Origin of the sequence: Rhodanobacter humi, assembly GCF_041107455.1 — a bacterium.
GTDB lineage: Bacteria > Pseudomonadota > Gammaproteobacteria > Xanthomonadales > Rhodanobacteraceae > Rhodanobacter_A.
The window spans coordinates 849,190-868,720 of record NZ_JBGBPY010000001.1 but is presented as its reverse complement, the minus strand read 5'-3'; the positions used below and the strand labels follow the sequence as shown (position 1 = coordinate 868,720).

Genomic DNA, 19,531 nt, shown 5'->3' with positions numbered 1-19,531 from the left:
GAGCCGGGGGAAATGCCATCGAATACGGCGCTTTCATCTGACAAGGGTGCTGCGTTGCCTGATCGGCCGACATCGCGCCGACCATGCATCAGCCAGCTTCCGGGAAAACGATTCACGCACCGAAATCACGGACCTGGGGCACTGCATGCCAAGAATCGATCGCCGGGAATTCTGTCTCGCCCTTGGAGCGCTGTCGAGTGTCGCCATGCTCCCTTCTGTACTGCGCGCCAATACGAGCCCAATGACCCAGGACCAACCTCCCGCCGATGCCCCTGGCATTGACCAAGCCAGCGCAGGCCAGAAGGTTGCGGTCGTTGACCGAGGGAATATGCAGTGGTGGCGCGGTGCGCGTTTCGGCATGTTCATCCATTTCGGACTCTATGCCCTCCCTGCACGCGGCGAATGGGTGCAGTGGCGCGAGCAGATTCCCGTTCACGAATACGCAAAGCTTGCCGGGCAGTTCAATCCTGTCAGGGCCCATGTGGAGCAATGGGCCGACATCGCCAAGGAAGCGGGCATGAAATATACCGTGCTTACCGCCAGGCACCATGACGGGTTCGCGCTCTTCGACGATCCAGGCAATCCTTTCACGAGCGTGAGCACGGCGGCTCGCCAGGACATCGTCGCGGTGTATGCCGCCGCCGTGCGCAAAGCCGGACTCCGCGTCGGCCTGTACTACTCGCCACTGGACTGGAGATTTCCCGGATTCTTCTTCCCCAACTTGCAGTTGGAGAATGCCGAGCAAATGCGCGCGCAGTACCACCGCCAGATCAAGCAGTTGATGTCTGACTACGGCGAGATAGATGCACTCTGGTTCGACGGCGGCGAAAGCGACTGGCTGAGTTTCAGCCATGACATGAGCGATCCCTCGTTCCCCAAGCTCAAGCCCGGCGAGCACTACCACGGCAAGTTCAGCTGGCAGGGGGCGGAAGTCAATCGGATCATCCGCGACCTGCAGCCACAGGTCGTCGTCAACAACCGTGCTGCCGATGTCCCCCCGGATTATCAGGTTCGCGAATGGGCCGTAGGCGATTTCGACAACACCACGCCATGGGAAACGGCTTTCCCCCTGGCCGGATACTGGGGGTACTCCGGCGATAAGGACCCGATGTCACTGAAAGACGCCATTCACCTGTTGGCGAACGTCGTCGGCCGGGACGGCAATCTCCTGCTGAATGTAGGTCCGCGTGCCGACGGCACGATCCAGCCCAGCCATGTGCAACGACTGAAGGAAATCGGCACCTGGCTGGGGAAATACGGCGAGAGCATCTACGAGACTCGGGGCGGCCCCTTCATGCCCGGAAAATATGGCGTGTCCACGCATCGCGACCAACGCATTTATGTCCACGTGCTCGAGGGCAAGATGGAAACCGTAACGCTGCCTGCGATCCAGGCCAACGTGATCGGGGCCGCCAGCTTGACCGGCGAGCCCGTCAGGGTTTCGCAGGACCCCGCCGCACTGAATCTGCATATCCAAAGAAGCAGGAGCAACACCATGGATACCATCATCGCGCTGGACCTCGATCGACCAGCCTCCTCGATTCAACCCGTGGCCACAACGTGAAGTGGACGGGAGCTGACACTGGGGCGTCTCTCGTTCCTTCGTCACCGGGCGGAGCGGGGAATGCAGTGGGATCGGACGTAATTTTCCGCCTCCGCGAAGGATGCGGCGAAACGTCTTTCGTTGCATTCAACACGGCGCAATGATTCGCCTGCATTCGCCCGATCTGGTGGGCCAGTGGCGGAACGTTTCGGCGGACTGACATCAACCTGGAGGGGATCATGCAGAAACTCATGTTGCGAATCTTTACCAGTGCTCTTGCCTGCTGCGCGCTCGCGCTGCCGTCGATGGCCGCGGTCGCGCAGTCGGCAGTGCCGACTTACAGCTGGAGCAACGTGCGGATCGTCGCCGGCGGCTACGTCGACGGCATCATTGCGCACCCCAGGCAGCCAGGGTTGTTCTACGCGCGGACCGACGTCGGCGGTGCCTATCGCTACAATGCGCAGACCGCCACCTGGGTGCCTCTCAACGACGGCACGCCGCCGGGGGATGTGCAGTGGATGGGCATCAACAGCATCGCCATCGATCCCTCCAACCCGAACATGCTCTATCTGGCGACCGGTTTGTATACGGGATCGTGGGCTCCTGCCGGTGCGATGCTCGTGTCGTCCGACCAGGGGGCGCACTTCACCGTGCACCCGCTCGGTTTCCGCATCGGCGGCAACATGGACGGGCGCAACGTGGGCGAGCGCTTGCAGGTCGATCCGAACAAGGGTTCGATCCTGTTCTACGGCACCTCCAATGAGTCCAACCAGGCCAGCACCAATGGCTTGTGGACCAGCACCGACAGCGGCAGCACCTGGTCGAAGGTGAGCGGATTCACGGCCTTGTCGAACGATGGCAGCGGCGCGGGCGTGGCCTTCATCGCCTTCTACAAGCCGTCCGGCACCGCCGGCATGCCGACCAGAACCCTTTTTGCCGGCGTATCCATCGGCCAGGCAAGCTCGACGCTTTACCAGAGCACCGATGGCGGTACGACCTGGGCTCCGGTGGCCGGCGGCCCGAGCGGCCTCATGCCGCAGCGCGGATTGATCGGTCCCGACGGCAATCTGTACATCACGTACGGCAACGCGGTCGGACCCAACGGCATGACGGCGGGACAGGTCTGGAAGTACAGCATCGGCTTGGGCACCTGGCAAAACATCACGCCGTCGGATCCGTACAACTACCCCTCCGGCTTCAGCGGCTTGGCGGTGGATCCGGCCCGGCCCGGCACCCTCGTGGTGATGACCATGGATCACTGGTGGCCGGACGACACGATGTACCGCAGCACCGATGGCGGCTCCACTTGGGAGGACGTGGGCAGCAAGGCAGTACGCGACTCCAGCCTGTCGCCCTGGATGGTGTCGGTGGGCCAGACTCAGGCACCGTTCGGCAATTGGGGCGAGGTGGTCATCGACCCCTTCGATTCAGGACATGCGATGTACGGCTGGGGCGGCGGCATCTGGACCACCGACGACCTCACCGCCGCAGACGCCGGCAAGCCCACCCACTGGAGCGTGGGCGCCAATGGCATCGAGGAAACGGCAGTGTTGGGATTGCTTTCGCCTACCGCGGGCGCGCACCTGATCAGCGCGCTGGGTGACGTCTGCGGTTTCGTGCATGCCGACCTCGATGTGGCGCCGGCCACGAAGGTCACCAACCCGGTCTGCGGCAACGGGACAGGACTGGACTTCGCCAAGGGCGCGCCGTCGACGATCGTGCGCGTGGGCACGGGCGGCAACAACGTGTTCGGAGCCGTGTCCAGCGATGGCGGCAAAAGCTGGACGCCATTCGCCAACCAGGCAGGCTCCGCCAAGGGCGGCGGCACGGTGGCGATCTCTGCCGACGCCAGCACCATGGTATGGGCGCCATCGGATGTGGCGCCGGTGGCCTCCACTGACCACGGCAACACCTGGCACACGCTTGCCTATCCTGCTGCCAGCGGCATGGCCAGCCTGCCGGTTGGCGCCCAGGTGTTGTCCGACGGCATCAACGGCAACCTGTTCTACGCATGGAGTCCGGCGACCGGCACCTTCTTCAGCAGCTCCGACAAGGGCGTCAGCTGGTACGCGTCGACCACCTCGGGCCTGCCCGAGGTGCCCTCGTGGGAAACCAGCCAGGCCGTCACCGTCACCGGCGTGCAAGGTGATGTATGGCTCGCCACGCCATCCGGCCTGTATCGCAGCCAGAGCTCCGGCTGGAGCTGGAGCGCGGTGGACGCGTCCACGGTAAGTGCCGCCAGCTCGATCGGTTTCGGCAAGGCAGCGGTAGGCAAGTATTACCCGACCATCTACCTGGCCGGCACGGTGAACGGCGTGACCGGCCTGTTCCGCTCCACCGACGTCGGCGCCAGCTGGGTGCAGATCAACGACGCGCAGCACCAGTGGGGCGGCGTGTCGCGCGTGGTCGGCGACCCACGCAGCTTCGGCACGGTGTACCTGGGCACGAACAGCGGCCGCGGGGTCATTTACGGAACGTCCGTCGACTGACACCAAGCCGTCGTACCGCAACGCCTGGCTCCCTTGCGCACGTGAAGGAGCCGGGCACTTGACTGGAGCAAACCCGATGCTCGAACGCACGCGAATCGTGCTGCTGCTGATTCTCATGCTGGCGATGGCCGGCATGGCAGCGGCGAAGGAAACCAGCCCCACGCCACCGATGGGCTGGAACAGCTGGGATTCGTTCGGATTCACCATCGACGAGGCCGATTTCAAGGCGAACGCCAGCGTTCTGGCCGGATTGCGCGGCTACGGCTGGACTTACGTCGTCATCGATCAGGGCTGGTACATGCGCAATCCGTTCGGCGACAAGTTGCAGACCCGCGACTACGCCATGGATGCACACGGCCTGCTGGTTCCCGCGCTCGACCGCTTTCCCTCCGCCGCCCATGGGCAAGGCTTCAAACCGCTGGCCGATTGGGTGCATGCGCAAGGATTGAAGTTCGGCATCCACATCGTGCGCGGCATTCCCAAACAGGCGGTTGCGGCGAATCTGCCGATCGCCGGCTCCGCCTTCCATGCGGAAGATGTCGCCGATGTCGCAGACACCTGCCCTTGGGACGACAGCAACTATGGCGTGCGCGACACGCCTGCCGGGCAGGCCTATTACGACGCCATGCTGGCCAAGTACGCGCGCTGGGGCGTGGATTTCCTCAAGGTCGACTGCATCGCCGACCACCCCTACAAGATCAGCGAGATCCGGCAGATTGCCAGCGCAATCCGCAAGACCGGTCGGCCGATCGTGCTCAGCCTGTCGCCTGGCCCGACGCAGTTGTCGCACGCCGCGGAGATTCGCCGGTACGGTCAGATGTGGCGGATTACCAACGATATCTGGGACGGCTGGTCGTTTGTGCATGACCACCCCACCGATACTTTCCCGTCGGGCATCAGCAACCTCTTCGAACGCCTGCCGCTATGGGCGGGTCAGGCTCGCGACGGCCATTGGCCGGATGCCGACATGCTGCCGATCGGCACGCTCGCACCACATCCCGGCTTCGGCCCGGCGCGCCGTTCGCGCCTGACCATGGACGAGCAGCGCACACTGCTGACCTTGCAAGCCATCGCGCGCTCGCCGCTTATCCTCGGTGCCAACCTGACCCGATTGGACGACGCCACGCGTGCACTGATCACCAACAAGGACGTGATCGCCGTCGACCAGGACAGCCGGGACAATCATCCGGTCAGCCGCCTGCCGAAAGGGTTCGATCACGTGCGCGTCTGGGTGGCGTCCGGCCGGCACGATGGCGAGCGCTACCTGGCGATCTTCAATCTGGACGACAAGCCCGTCTCACTGCATGCGCCATGGGGTGAGCTCGGCCTGGCTTCCGGCAGCTACGATGCTCGCGACCTCTGGAGCGGCCAGCCGCGGAAGACGTCCACGCGTCTGTCCCTCGACCTGCCGGCACATGGATGCGCGCTCCTGTCCATGAGGCCGGTACGTTGAGGCATCGCCAGGCGCTGGTGCGTGCACGCGCCATCTGCCGACCGCGCGGTGCACGCGCGATCCGTTCGGCACCGGCCTCCCCAGGCCGACGCTCCCGGCAGCGCGGTGAACTGGATCTCCGCCGTCACGCGGTGGGTGTTCGGGAACGACAGGCGCGGTTGGCCACCCCGATCAACTTCAGGCGGACGGCAACAGTCGCCCGATCGTTGGTCAATAAACTGGATGTATCAGCGTGAGAGACACGGGGAAGCCTCAGGGTCAGCCGTGCTCCTTGGGGAAGTGCCCAGACGGTAGCGGCGGAGGCTTGATCATTCGCGCGGAATTCCGGCGATCAGCATATTCAGTGCGAATCGCGAGGCACATCGCTTCGGCTGTTACCGACCAGGATGTCGAGGTCTGCACCGAGATGAGCCTGTTGCACGTGATCAACATAGAGCTTGCACCAACCCCGCTTTGGAACGTCGGGGACCTTCCAGAGCGTACGCCGGCGCGCGAGTTCTTCTTCGGTCACGTCCAGGTGGATGCGCCGTGCAGGCACGTCGAGTTCGATCAGGTCTCCATTCTGCACCAGGGCCAGAGGGCCACCCGCGGCTGCCTCGGGTGAGGTGTGCAGGACAACGGTTCCGTAGGCGGTACCGCTCATGCGCCCGTCGGAGATGCGCACCATGTCGGTGATGCCTCGCTTGAGCAACTTGGGCGGCAACGGCATGTTGCCCACCTCGGCCATGCCGGGGTAGCCACGCGGACCGCAGTTCTTGAGCACCATGACGCAGTGCTCGTCGATGTCCAGCGAGTCATCGTCGATGCGCGCATGCAGCTCCTCGATGTTCTCGAAGACCACGGCCCGCCCGCGATGCTGCAGCAGGTGCGGCGATGCCGCCGACGGCTTTATCACCGCACCGTCCGGCGCCAGGTTGCCGCGCAACACGGCGATGCCGGCCTCAGGCTTGAAGGGTTCGCTGGTGCTCTTGATAACGTCGCGGTTCCAGCAGGGTGCCGACGCGATGTTCTCTCCCAATGTCTTGCCGTTTGCGGTCAAGGTATCGAGGTGCAGGTGTGGAGCCATTTCACGCAGCACCGCAGGGAGGCCGCCAGCGTAATAGTAATCCTCCATCAGGTGTTCGCCGGAGGGTTGCAGATTGACAAGGCACGGGAGTTTCGAGCCAAGCTCATCCCAGTCCTTTAGATTGAGTTCCACACCGATGCGTCCGGCCATGGCCAGCAGGTGTATGACGGCATTGGTTGATCCCCCGATGGCCGCATTGGCGACAATGGCATTTTCGAAGGCCTTGCGCGTCATGATCTTCGACATGCGCAGGTCTTCATGCACCATTTGCACGATCCGTCGTCCGCTGAGTTGGGCGAGTCGGTAGCGGCGCGAGTCCACCGCAGGTATGGCTGCGTTCTCGGGCAACGACATGCCCAGTGCCTCGACCATGTTGGCCATGGTGGAGGCGGTACCCATGGTCATGCAGCTACCGCCTTTCGATCGATGCATGCATGACTCAGCCTCGACGAAATCCTCCTGACTCATCTCTTCGGCCCGCACCATCTCCGACATTTTCCACACGCCGGTGCCCGAACCGATCTTCTGGCCGCGCCAGCGACCGCTGAGCATGGGGCCACCCGACACGCCGATGGTGGGCAGGTCGCAACTGGCCGCCCCCATCATCAATGATGGGGTGGTCTTGTCGCAGCCCATCAGCAGCACGACACCGTCGATCGGGTTGGCGCGGATGGATTCTTCCACGTCCATGCTGACCAGGTTGCGAAACAGCATTGCCGTCGGGCGCATTTGCGTCTCGCCCAGCGACATGACGGGAAACTCGAGCGGGAATCCGCCGGCTTCGTAGACGCCCCGTTTCACGTATTCGGCCAGCTCGCGGAAGTGCCCGTTGCAGGGCGTCAATTCCGACCAGGTATTGCAGATGCCAATCACCGGCCGGCCGTCGAAAAGATCGTTGGGATAGCCCTGGTTTTTCAGCCAACTTCGATACAGAAAGCCACTTTTGCCGGAGTGGCCGAACCAGGACTGGCTGCGACTTTTCGTGTCTTTTGAAGAGCTCATGGATGTCCAACGTCCTTTGCTGAAGATCCGTGAATCCTCAGTAATGCTTGTAAACAAGCGGGCTTTACAGGATGCAGCCTACAAGGCATATTGATACAAATAAAATAACAATTTATGTGATATCAATACACATATTGATATGTCAACAAGAGGAGATCTGCACCCATGCTGGCATCATCAGTTCGGCACGATGGCCGTAGTGCGGCCACGTCAGAAGCGGTCTATCCCGACCTGTGCGCGCGACGGGTGTTCATCACTGGTGGCGGTAGCGGCATCGGCGCAGCACTGGTGGAGGCATTCGTACGCCAAGGCGCTCACGTGGCATTCGTGGACATCAATGCGGATGTGAGCCACGCACTGGTCGACCGGATTCGAGACCTCGGCCCCGCGCCGTGGTGGAGGCGGTGTGACGTGACCGACGTACATTCGCTGCAACAGGCGATCACCGACGCGGCACAAGCGCTGGGGGCGTTGGACGTGCTGGTGAACAATGTGGGGAGCGATGATCGTCATGCGCTTGAGGACGTGACACCGGTCTATTGGGAGCAGCGGATCGGCATCAACCAGCGCGCCGCATTTTTCGCGATCCAAGCCGTGGTGCCGGGAATGCGTCGCCAAGGACGTGGCTCCATCATCAACCTGGGTTCGACCGGCTGGCAGACCAAGAACGCGGGTTACCCGTGCTATGCGATGGCCAAGTCTTCCATGAACGGCATGACGCGGGGGATGGCCAAGTCGCTGGGCGAGCATCGGATCCGCATCAACGTGCTCAGCCCCGGGTGGGTCATGACAGAGCGGCAACGAATGCTCTGGTTGACTGCCGAAAGCGAGAAGGAGTTGATGGAGAATCAGTGCCTTCCGGACAAGATCATGCCTGCAGACATCGCGTCGATGGCGCTGTTCCTTGCGTCTGATGCGTCGCGGGCGTGTACGGCACAGGAGTTCGTTGTCGACGCGGGCTGGACTTGAGCCCGGTGTCTGCCGAGCGCCAGGTTTGGTCAGTCCAGGCGTGGAAGCCCATACACGTCACAGGCAGTGTCCCTGAGCGCTGCCAACATGCATTCTGCAGCCGGTGACAGCAGCCAGTCCTTGCGCGTGATGATGCCGAAGTCGTCCATCTTGCACGCCAACTCCGTCGGCACCACCGACACGATGCCATGCTCGACATAGTAACCGGCAGCATCCGTGGGGATCACGCTGATGTAGTCAGTGCGACGCAGCATGTTGAGCACGAATACCAGCGCGGTCGACTCGATCAGGCGTACCGGCAGCTCCAGGCCCGCGTTGCGGAACATGAGATCGAAACGGTGTCGCAACACACTGCCCGTGGGAGGCACGATCCATCCGCACTGCGCCATATTGGCCAGTGACGGCCGCCGGAGGCTGAGGAGCGGATGGTCGGGACGCACGATGGCGCAAATCTTTTCCTCGGCAAGAGCCTGATAATGAAGTCGGCTTTTGTCGTGCTGGGCGAAAAGCCGGGCGACCAGAATATCCAGTTTGCTCTGTGTCAGGCGTTCCATCAGCACATCACTGCTCTCGACCTGCAGAGAGACGCGCAGCAGCGGACGCTCCTGGATCGCGCGGTTGATGGCCTCGGGAATCAGCGTGACGGCTGGCCCTTGGATCGCGCCCACGCGCACATTGCCGGCATGACCTTCCTTGAGCGAGTCGATCTCGGCGCCGGCTTCTCCCAGGCTGGCCAAGGCGATGCGCGCATGGCGAATCATCACCTCGCCGTACAGCGTGGCGCACATGCCGCGGGGCAGGCGTTCGAACAGCTGGACATTCATCATGTCCTCGAGGTCCTTGAGCAGTTTCGACGCAGCCGGCTGCGATACGTTGAGTGTTTCCGCCGCCCGGTGAATGTTGCCCTCGTTGTCGATGGCGACCAGCAGCAATAGCTGTCGCGTCTTCAGGCGCGCGCGCAAGAACCAGGGATTTGTTGACGACAAGACGGCCGCTCCCGTGTAAAAAATGTCATACGTTTTTTCGTATCAATTGACTATAAAACTATATTTGTTGTGTATACATGACCCGGGCAGAATGGGCAATAACCGGAGAGGTAGATATGCCTCCCCCTGACTAGGCCCGGGCTTACCGGGCGCACTTTCAGATGCCGGGATGGTATGCATGCGATTGATCCAGTTCATCGACAACACCCGGACGCCACGGGTGGGTGAGGTCGATGCCCGTAGCGCGACGGTTGAAGCGCTGCGTGGCGACGAATCTATCTACGCCTTGGCACAGAAAGCTCTCGCCTCTGGCCTGGCACTGGCCACGCTGATCGGTGAAAGCCCGCGCGATGCGACATTCGACTACGCTCAGCTGCTTGCCGATGGGCGCGTACTGACACCACTCCAACATCCTGATCCCGCGCATTGTCTGGTGACCGGTACCGGCCTTACGCACACCGGTAGCGCGGCCACGCGTGACGCCATGCATCAGCACGAAGCGAAACACCAAGCTGAAGAAGAGGCACTGACCGATTCGATGCGTATGTTCCGCTGGGGCGTGGAAGGCGGGCGGCCTGAAGATGGCCATCCTGGCGCGCAGCCGGAGTGGTTCTACAAGGGCAACGGCCATATGGTGGTGGCGCCCGGAGCCCCTTTGTCGTCACCGGGGTTCGCGTTGGATGGCGGTGAGGAGCCGGAGCTGGTGGGCCTGTACATGGTCGACGAGACGGGCACGCCACGGCGCCTGGGTTTCGCGATCGGCAACGAGTTTTCCGACCACGTCACCGAACGACAGAACTATCTGTATCTCGCGCACTCGAAATTGCGACAGTGTGCGGTGGGGCCGGAGCTGTGGATTGGCGCATTACCGGATGATCTGCGCGGATCAAGCCGGTTACGCCGCCAAGGCAGGATCATCTGGGAAAAGCCCTTTCTTACCGGCGAGGCAAACATGTGCCACTCGCTGGATAACCTTGAATACCATCATTTCAAATACGCGGCTCATCGCCATCCCGGTGATGTCCATTTGCATTTCATGGGCACGGCAACCTTGAGTTTCGCCGATGGCATTCGGGTCGAACCCGGCGACGAGTTCGAGATCGATCTGCCGGCCATGGGGGCACCGCTGCGCAACACGTTGCAGGTGGTCGACGACGGCTTTTCGATCGGTGATGTCCAATCCTTGTAAGAGGCAGAAATATCCGTGATCGAGACATTCCAGAATTACATCGCTGGCGAGTGGGTCGTTGGCTCCAACATCACCATCGATGAAAATCCGTCCGATCTCGACTCCCCGGTGGGCAAGTTCGGGGTGGTCGATGCCCAGCGCACGCTTGATGCGGTCGGCGCTGCGCAAAAGGCGCAGCCAACTTGGGCAGCCACGACTCCGCAGCGGCGTGCCGATGTGCTGGATGCCATCGGGAGCGAAATCCTGGCCCGCAAGGCGGAACTCGGGCGGCTGCTGGCGATGGAAGAGGGCAAGTCGCTGTCCGAGAGTATCGGTGAGGCCGCACGTGCCGGACAGATCTTCAAGTTCTTCGCCGGTGAGGCGCTCAGGATTCCCGGTGAATGGCTGGCCTCCACGCGCCCGGGCGTCGGCATCGAGATCACGCGTGAACCGGTGGGCGTGGTCGGCATCATCGCGCCCTGGAATTTTCCGCTGGCCATCCCGGCCTGGAAGATTGCGCCGGCACTGGCGTACGGCAACACGGTGGTGTTCAAACCGGCCGAGACCGTGCCGGGGTGCGCATGGGCACTGGCGCAGATCATCAGTCGGGCCGGCCTGCCTCAGGGCGCATTCAATCTGGTGATCGGCAGTGGCCGAACGGTCGGTCAGGCGATTCTCGATGCGCCGGGGCTCGATGCGCTGAGCTTCACCGGTTCGGTGGCCACCGGCAATCAATTGCTGCGTTCCGCTGCCCAGCGCGGACTCAAGATCCAGCTCGAGATGGGTGGCAAGAATCCGCTCATCGTGTTGGCTGACGCCGACCTGGACAATGCAGTGCAATGTGCGGTCAACGGCGCGTACTTTTCGACAGGGCAGCGCTGCACGGCCTCCAGTCGGTTGATCGTGGAGTCGGCCGTCCATGATGAGTTCGTCGAACGCTTGCAACAGAAACTTGCGTCGTTAAAGGTCGGACCGGCGCTGGCGGAGGATACCGACATCGGCCCCGTAGCCAGCCAACAGCAGTTCGAGCAGGATCTGGCCTATATCCAGATCGGCAAGGACGAAGGCGCCACCTTGCTGTGGGGCGGCGAGCAGCTGGATCCCGGCCCTCGAGGCTACTACCTGCAGCCCGCCTTGTTTGCGGCCGAGCCTGGTCACCGTATAGCCACCGAAGAAATTTTCGGACCGGTCGCTTGCGTCATGCCGGCGGATGGTTACGACCATGCGCTGGCGCTGGCCAATGATACGGAGTTCGGGTTGTGTGCCGGCATCTGCACGACCTCGCTGAAGCACGCCACCCACTTCAAGCGTCACGCCCAGGTAGGCATGGCGATGGTCAACCTGCCAACCGCTGGCGTCGATCCTCATGTGGCATTTGGTGGGCGCAAGGGATCGAGCTACGGAGCACGGGAACAGGGACGGTACGCCGCAGAGTTCTACACGACAGTGAAAACAGCCTACACGGCCGCCTGATGCCTCGGTTGTGAAGCGCCGGATTTTGTGCGCGGCATCCCGCGGAGGGCGAGACGCCGCATGTGTCGACAACCGCTCCATACAATCGGTTACGAGGGGAAGTACATGTATCAGTCCAGCGGTGAGGCACGCGTCGTGACTCCTCACGAAGTGTCCATGGGGCGGCGCCAGAAGGCGGTGCCCATCATCTACATTGTCGGTCCCATCGCTGCACTTGCCGGACTGCTGTTTGGTATGGATATCGGCATTATCTCGGGCGCGTTGCCCTTGATCGCCAAGGCGTTCCGTGCCTCGGACGTGATCCAGGAGTTCGTGGTCAGCGCGATGATGCTGGGCGCGGCGCTGGGGGCGATCACCGGCGGTTGGTTATCGCATCGTTTCGGACGCAGGATCACCCTGCTCATCAGTGGCGTGGTATTCGTGCTGGGCGCGATCGGCTGCGCGCTGGCGGTTTCGGCGTACATGCTTATCGGCATGCGGGCCATCCTCGGCATCGCCGTGGGTATTTCTTCCTACATCGCGCCGATCTATCTATCGGAGATTTCGCCGGAGCGTAGTCGGGGGGCGTTAATTTCCGGCTACCAGCTGGCGATCATGGTGGGCATCCTGGTTGCCTACCTGATCGATGCAGGGCTCAGCTATTCCGGCAGCTGGCGCCTGATGCTTGGGTCCATGGCGCCGTTGGCCGGCATCCTCGTGTTGACGATGTTTTTTTTGCCAACCAGTCCGCGTTGGCTGATGTCCAAACGGCGCGACGACGAAGCGTTCCATGTGCTGCTCAAGCTCAGGCAGAATGATGCCGGTGTCGCGCGGGCGGAAATGGCGGCCATCCGACAGAGCCTGCAGGTGGAGGGCAACGGTTTCAGGTTGTTCCTGAAAAACGGCAATTTTCGCCGCTCAACCCTGCTGGGCATGCTGTTGCAATTCATGCAGCAGTTCACCGGCGCCAACGTCATCTTGTACTACGCGCCGAAGATTTTGGGCTTGGCCGGCATAGCGACCGGGGCCAATCGGATGTGGGGCACGGTCGCCATCGGGGTGCTGATGGCGCTAGCCACGTTCATCGCCGTGAGCCAGGTCGATCGTGTTGGTCGCAAGCCGCTGCTATACATCGGTTACGCCGTCATGGGCGCGTGCATGCTTGGCATGGGCGTGCTGTTCAACGTGGGCCTGGGGACGTCATTCTCTGCCGGGATCGCCATCGCGCTGCTCATCGCGTTCGTGATCAGTTATGCGATGTCTGCCGCGCCGGTGGTCTGGATCCTGTGCTCGGAGATTCAGCCGCTGAACGGGCGCGACTTCGGCGTGTCCTGCTCGACCGTGACCAACTGGGTGAGCAATTTCATCGTGGGCGCCACGTTCCTCTCCCTGCTGACCACGCTCGGCACCGGGCTGACGTTCTGCGTGTATGCGGCGCTCAACTTCCTGTTCATCGTCCTGGTTTTTCTGCTGTTGCCGGAGACCAAGGGTGTGACTCTGGAGAACATCGAACGCAAACTGATGTCAGGCGTGCGCTTGCGCAACATCGGCGTCTGACCGCTCGCGAGTCGCGTCCGTTCGGCTCGCGACGTACGCAAGATGCGATGCCATTCCACTTGTGAGGAACGTATTCGTGAAGAATTTCCATCGCTGTGTGATGGCGACCTTGGTCTGCGCACTGCTGATACCCGGTGTCAGTCTGGCCACGTCGGCCACACGCTCCATCTTTGGCTCGATGCCGGACGGGCGCAAGGTCGAAGCCGTCAAGCTGCAAAACGATCATGGTGTGAGCGTCACGGTGATTGCGTACGGCGCGCGGGTCCAGTCCCTGGTCACTCCCGACCGCAACGGTCACCTGGCGGACGTGGCCCTCGGCTACAACACGATGGCGGGGTATTTGTCCAAGCGCCAGTTTTTCGGTGCCACCGTGGGGCGCTTTGCCAACCGCATCGCCACGGGCCAGTTCACGCTCGATGGCAAGCATTATCAGCTCACGATCAACGACGGCCCCAATTCCCTGCACGGCGGAACCGAGGGTTTCGACACGCGCTTGTGGCAGGTCACTTCAGTCAAGCAGGGGCCGACGGCCAGCGTCACCCTGAGTCTTGTCAGCCCCGATGGTGACCAAGGCTATCCCGGGCGCCTGACGGCCACCGTGACGTACTCCCTGGGCGAAGAAAATCAGCTCACCATCGATGCCCGCGCCACCACCGACAAGACGACCATCGTCAATATCTCCAACCACACCTATTGGAATCTCGATGGAGCGGGCTCGGGCACGGTAATGAACCAGCGACTGCTGATACCGGCTGACCAGATTACCCCCGTGGACAAGACGCAAATCCCGACCGGAACATTCCAATCGGTAGCGGGGACGCCATTCGATTTCCGCCATGCCAAAGCCATCGGCCAGGACATCCGCGATGGCCGTTCCAGTCAATTGCTGATCGGCAAGGGTTATGACATGAACTGGGTGATCAGCCGCACCAAGAGTGCCGAGCCGCGTCTTGTGGCGCAGGTGGAGTCCCCCGCCAGTGGACGCATCCTGCGCCTGTATTCGCGCCAGCCGGGCTTGCAATTCTATTCGGGCAACTTCCTCGACGGCACCACCGTGGGCCGGTCGGGCCACACCTATCGCCAAGGTGATGCCTTCGTGCTCGAGCCGCAGATCTTCCCGGACACGCCCAACCATCCGAACTTCGGTTCAGCGGAGTTGCGTCCGGGGCAGGTCTACGACAACCGAATCGTCTATCGCTTCTCCACCGACAAGGGCGGCGCGAAGCACTGAATGGTGACATACGGACAGGTGCGTCACCTCCGTCGGTTGATCTCTATCGGTGTTCAGTGACGCCTGCAGGCTGGCGCAACAAGTACTCAGCCACCAGACAGCGCTTCAGGCTATTCGCGCATGGCGCGCAAGAGAATCCAAATCAGTTTGCCAGCAAACCTAAAGAACCAGACGGCACCAAACGCCTGACAGCTTCGCTCGTCGATTTAGGCTCGTATACGTCGCCGATCGATGTCGGAACGATTCGGTAGATGGATGTCATGCCCCAGCTATCGCTACTCGAGACAGGAATCAAAGAATGAAACGAACGCTTGTTGCCGCTGTTGCAGCCATGGTCCTTTCGACACCGGCGATCGCACAGATCACCCCGGCCCCGACCCACGTCAGGCTGACCGTCGATCTGGCCCACCCCGGCCCGGTGATCGAACCGGCGGTCGAGGGACAGTTCGCCGAGAACCTCGGCCGCGGCATCTACGACGGCATCTGGGTCGGCCCTCATTCGTCGGTTCCCAACCGGAACGGCTATCGCACCGACGTGATGGATGCGCTGAAAGCGCTCCATGTGCCGGTGATCCGCTGGCTCGGCGGCTGCTTCGCCGACACCTACGACTGGCGCGACGGCATTGGCCCCGCCGCCAAGCGACCCAAGGGAATCAACACCAACTGGGGCGGCGTCACCGACGACAACAGCTTCGGCACCAATGAGTTCATGGATTACACCGAAGCCTTGGGCGCGGCCGCCTATGTCTCGATCAACCTGGGCTCGCTGCCAGCTTACGATGCACGGCAGTGGGTGCAGTACATGACCGCCGGCGGCGATTCCGCGCTCGCGCAGGAGCGGCGCGCCAACGGGCGCGACAAGCCATGGACCAACCTGAAGTACGTCGGCTACGGCAACGAACTGTGGGGCTGCGGCGGCAACATGACCGCCGGCTATGCCGCCGACCTGTTCAAACGCTACGCCACGTTCGTGAATCCGGCGCCGGGCGCTCCCGACTTCGTCAAGGTCGCCTCGGGGCCCAGCGACGCGGACTACGCCTGGACCGACACGCTGATGCGCGATGCGGCCAAACAGCTGGGCGCCATCAGCCTGCACTACTACACGCTCCCGGGCTCCTCCTGGGAGCACAAAGGATCCGCGACCGGTTTCAGCAAGGACGAATGGGCAGCGACGCTCAGCAAGGCGCGCTACATGAACACGCTGATCGCCAGACATTCGGCGATCATGGACAAGTACGATCCCGACAAGAAGGTCGCGCTCTACGTCGACGAATGGGGCACCTGGTACGATCCGCAGCCTGGAAGCCATCCCGGCTTCCTCTACCAGCAGAACACGCTGCGCGACGCCGAAGTGGCGGCGCTGACACTGGACATTTTCTTCCGCCATACCGACCGGGTGAAGCTCGCGGCGATCGCGCAGATGGTCAACGTGCTGCAAGCGATGGTGCTGACCGAGGGCGACAAGATGCTGCTGACGCCCACCTACCACGTCTTCCACATGTACGTGCCGTTCCAGGGCGCCACGCCTTATCCGGCAACGGTCAGCGGCCCCCATTACGTGGAGGGCAAATACGACTTGCCGATGGTTGATGCCTCGGCCGCGCGCGGCACCGACGGCAAGCTCTATCTCGCCCTGGTCAATCTCGATCCCGATCGCGCCGCGCATGTCGAGACCGGGCTGAGCGGCACCGCCAGCGGCCGGATCCTGACCGGGCCGAAGATGGACAGCCACAACACGTTCGCGGCGCCGAACACGATCCATCCGGTCGCCTATTCGGGGCGCAGCGAGCGTGGCAGGTTGACTTTCGATTTGCCGGCCAGGTCGGTCGCGGTCGTCGCCGTCGATCAAAAATAGCCGGCTGGGCAACGGGCGATCGGTGATCACCGTGCCCTGCTGGTCAAAAACTCGGCAGGCATGGTTGAACACCCTGATTACGATGAATTGGAAGGATCCGTGTTTGAGGGTCTGTCACGAGGGTTGTCCGACGGCATGAACGGCAACTTGTTCTACGCATGGGACGACGTGATGAATCTCCAAGACGGCATCGGTCGAATGTTCGGGGTAGGGTATTGCATGATGAAGAAACTGTTCTCCGTCGGACTCTGCGCGTTGCTCCTGGGCGTGTCGCTGAAGGGTACGGCGGTGGCCCAGGATGCCCCTCTCGTCCTTCAGAGGAACGGAAGAACCATTTCACTCGAACCCTATGCGCCAAACATCTTGCGGGTAACGCTGAGCGTGGATCGGGCGGCCGCGGTGAGTCCGCCGGGATACGGGTTTCTTGCCAGACCCTCGGCCAAGGGATGGACGCATACGCGCGATGCGGCAGGCGACGACGTTTTTCGTTCGGCGAAAATGATCGTGCGAGTGGTGCCCGGGGACCTTGCGCCTGACGAACTCCCGCAGCGCATGCCTCTGGACGCGCTGAACCAGCAACTGCGCGAAAAGTACTTCGGGGGATGGAATGACCGAACTACGTTCAACGACGCGCTGCGGATCACCAACGCCGAGGGCAAGACGCTGTTGCGCATGCGCACGTGGACCATGGCACCCGAACAGCCGGAGGTCGCGCAGGCGGAAGCTGGCGCAAAGGGCTTTCGAGTCGCCGCCACATTCGATTCGCCCGCCAATGAACACTACTACGGGCTCGGACAGCAGCAGAAGGGATGGCTGGACCTGCGCGACCACGAGATTCGTTGCTGGCACGATTATTCCGCGCTGGGCGGCGAAAATGTCTGCGTTCCCTTCATGGTGTCGAGCTTGGGCTACGGCCTGATTTGGGACAACCCATCGAAAACAACCGTACAACTCGGCTTCAACAGCCAGAACGCCTGGTCGTCGCAGGTGGGCAATCGCGTCTCCTATTTCGTCATCGCGGGAAACAGCGCCGACGAGATCTACGAAGGCTACCGCCTGTTGACGGGCGTGACCCACCTGCTGCCCAGGAGTACCTACGGATATATTCAGAGCAAGGCGATCTACGCGACGCAGGCGCAGATCCTTGCCGTAGCCGATGAGTACCGCCGGAAGAATCTGCCGCTGGGCGTGCTGGTGGTCGATTTCCTCAACATGACCAGGCAGGGAAACCTGGATCTGGACCCAAAGCGCTGGCCGGATCCCGCCGCCATGAATCGCCGCTTGCATGCGATGGGTGTGGACACGCTGCTCAGCGTGTGGCCGCATTTTTCGAAGGGATCGCTGTTCTATGACATGCTCGCCCGCAAAGGCTGGCTGGTGCATACGCGGAACGGCGTGCCGGACCCGGGCGGCTTCAAGGCGGTCATCGGACCGAATATCGACACGACGAATCCCGATGCGGCGAATTGGTTCTGGCGGGAAATCCGTGATCGCTACATAAAGCGGTACGGCTTCGACGATGTGTGGCTCGACGAAACGGAGCCGGACATCGATCCGGCGAACGACGTGTTCTGGATCGGCTCGGGCACGCGCTACTACAACGTGTATCCGTTGTTTCATACCGCTTCGGTATACGAAGGATTCCGGCGCGATTTCGGGACCAGCCGACGGCTGATGATCCTGGCGCGCGCGGCCTACCTCGGGGCGCAACGCAACGGCACCGTCTTCTGGTCGAGCGATATTTTCGCGACCTGGGACATGCTCAAGCGATCCATTCCCGCAGGCCTCAACTTTGCCGCCTCCGGCATGCCTTATTGGGATACCGATATCGCGGGCTTTTTCTCGCCGCTCATCCCGGCCGACTACCATGCGGCACACAAGCCCCTGATCGACGGTTCCGATGCGCGCGACACGATCGGAAACTACGAGGACTATCCCGAACTGTTCGTGCGCTGGTTCGAATGGGGCGTGTTCCAGCCGGTGATGCGTGCCCACGGGGAACGGAAGCACAACGAAATATGGTCCTACGGCAAGCAAGCCGAACCGATCCTGGCGAAATACCTGAGGCTTCGCTACCAGTTGCTGCCGTACACGTATTCGGCGGCCTACCGCAGCTACCAGACCGGCGCGCCGTACATGCGCGCGCTGTTCATGGATTTCCCGAACGATCCGAAGGTTGCGGACATCCCTGATGAATACATGTACGGGCCGGCCTTCCTGGTGGCTCCGGTCACGACGCAGGGCGCCACCCATCGAGCCGTGTATCTGCCAGCGGGTTGCGATTGGTACAACTACTGGACGAACCAGCGCTTGCACGGCGGGCAGACGGTCGAGGTGGATGCGCCCATCGACACGCTACCGCTGTTTGTGAAGGCGGGAAGCATCGTGCCGATGGGGCCGGACGACGGCAGCGCCGGGCAAACGCAGCGGATCGTGTCGGTAAAGGTATATCCGGGCGCGGATGGCAGCTTTACGCTCTTCCGGGACGACGGGAAGTCCTACGGCTACGAGCAGGGCAAATACTCGCTCACCAGGCTGACTTGGGATGATGCCGCCCATCAACTGAAACATCAGGGAGCACCGGCTTGGAGTGGGCCGGATTCGGCGGTCGTTTCAGTGATAAATGGCAGCGGGAACATGGATCGCGCAGACGGATTTGCAGGTGGGCCGATCAAAGGCCGACCAGCTCACGGCTGCAACCGTTGCCTGATGGGGCGGGCAGCCGATGACGCGCCTGTCACTCACCACCCCTGATCCGCC

The 19,531-nt window shown here is 62.2% G+C and carries 12 protein-coding genes; 10 read left to right on the top strand and 2 right to left on the bottom strand.

Going from position 1 to position 19,531, the window contains the following annotated elements; all coding sequences use genetic code 11:
- The first annotated feature begins 241 nt into the window (after window positions 1–241).
- The 3 genes from AB7878_RS04060 to AB7878_RS04050 all read left to right on the top strand — a co-directional run bounded on the left by AB7878_RS04060 (window position 242) and on the right by AB7878_RS04050 (window position 5,485).
- Window positions 242–1,564, top strand: coding sequence for an alpha-L-fucosidase (locus tag AB7878_RS04060; protein WP_369493123.1), 1,323 nt, complete (start codon window positions 242–244; stop codon window positions 1,562–1,564).
- 230 nt (window positions 1,565–1,794) lie between these two features.
- Window positions 1,795–4,032 (top strand): WD40/YVTN/BNR-like repeat-containing protein, encoded by a 2,238-nt coding sequence (locus AB7878_RS04055; RefSeq protein WP_369493122.1) that lies wholly within the window; start codon window positions 1,795–1,797, stop codon window positions 4,030–4,032.
- A 76-nt stretch (window positions 4,033–4,108) separates the two neighbouring features.
- On the top strand, window positions 4,109–5,485 hold the full coding sequence (locus AB7878_RS04050) for a glycoside hydrolase family 27 protein (protein WP_369493121.1): 1,377 nt from the start codon (window positions 4,109–4,111) through the stop codon (window positions 5,483–5,485).
- Between the two features lie 340 nt (window positions 5,486–5,825).
- On the opposite strand, the gene AB7878_RS04045 is transcribed toward AB7878_RS04050, so the two are convergent.
- Window positions 5,826–7,553, bottom strand: a complete 1,728-nt coding sequence (locus AB7878_RS04045) for an IlvD/Edd family dehydratase (RefSeq protein ID WP_369493120.1) — start codon at window positions 7,551–7,553, stop codon at window positions 5,826–5,828.
- Between the two features lie 165 nt (window positions 7,554–7,718).
- Between AB7878_RS04045 and AB7878_RS04040 the strand changes: the two genes are divergently transcribed.
- Window positions 7,719–8,522 carry an SDR family NAD(P)-dependent oxidoreductase gene (locus tag AB7878_RS04040; protein WP_369493119.1) on the top strand — a complete coding sequence of 268 codons (804 nt, stop codon included), beginning with the start codon at window positions 7,719–7,721 and terminating at the stop codon, window positions 8,520–8,522.
- Between the two features lie 29 nt (window positions 8,523–8,551).
- Here AB7878_RS04040 and AB7878_RS04035 read toward each other — a convergent pair whose 3' ends face one another.
- The gene (locus AB7878_RS04035; protein WP_369493118.1) at window positions 8,552–9,508 is read right to left on the bottom strand and encodes a LysR family transcriptional regulator; all 957 of its coding nucleotides are present in this window, start codon (window positions 9,506–9,508) and stop codon (window positions 8,552–8,554) included.
- A 178-nt stretch (window positions 9,509–9,686) separates the two neighbouring features.
- Here AB7878_RS04035 and araD1 point away from each other — a divergent pair, with 178 nt between their 5' ends.
- The 6 genes from araD1 to AB7878_RS04005 all read left to right on the top strand — a co-directional run bounded on the left by araD1 (window position 9,687) and on the right by AB7878_RS04005 (window position 19,525).
- A complete protein-coding gene (gene araD1, locus AB7878_RS04030; protein ID WP_369493117.1) occupies window positions 9,687–10,697 on the top strand; it encodes an AraD1 family protein in 1,011 nt (336 codons plus the stop codon).
- A 15-nt stretch (window positions 10,698–10,712) separates the two neighbouring features.
- A complete protein-coding gene (locus tag AB7878_RS04025; protein WP_369493116.1) occupies window positions 10,713–12,149 on the top strand; it encodes an aldehyde dehydrogenase family protein in 1,437 nt (478 codons plus the stop codon).
- A gap of 105 nt (window positions 12,150–12,254) precedes the next feature.
- A complete protein-coding gene (locus AB7878_RS04020) occupies window positions 12,255–13,685 on the top strand; it encodes a sugar porter family MFS transporter (protein WP_369493115.1) in 1,431 nt (476 codons plus the stop codon).
- A 76-nt stretch (window positions 13,686–13,761) separates the two neighbouring features.
- On the top strand, window positions 13,762–14,916 hold the full coding sequence (locus AB7878_RS04015; protein ID WP_369493114.1) for an aldose epimerase family protein: 1,155 nt from the start codon (window positions 13,762–13,764) through the stop codon (window positions 14,914–14,916).
- A 298-nt stretch (window positions 14,917–15,214) separates the two neighbouring features.
- Window positions 15,215–16,771, top strand: coding sequence for an alpha-N-arabinofuranosidase (locus AB7878_RS04010; RefSeq protein WP_369493113.1), 1,557 nt, complete (start codon window positions 15,215–15,217; stop codon window positions 16,769–16,771).
- Window positions 16,772–16,906: 135 nt separating this feature from the next.
- The gene (locus AB7878_RS04005) at window positions 16,907–19,525 is read left to right on the top strand and encodes a glycoside hydrolase family 31 protein (RefSeq protein WP_369493112.1); all 2,619 of its coding nucleotides are present in this window, start codon (window positions 16,907–16,909) and stop codon (window positions 19,523–19,525) included.
- The last annotated feature ends 6 nt before the right edge of the window (window positions 19,526–19,531 follow it).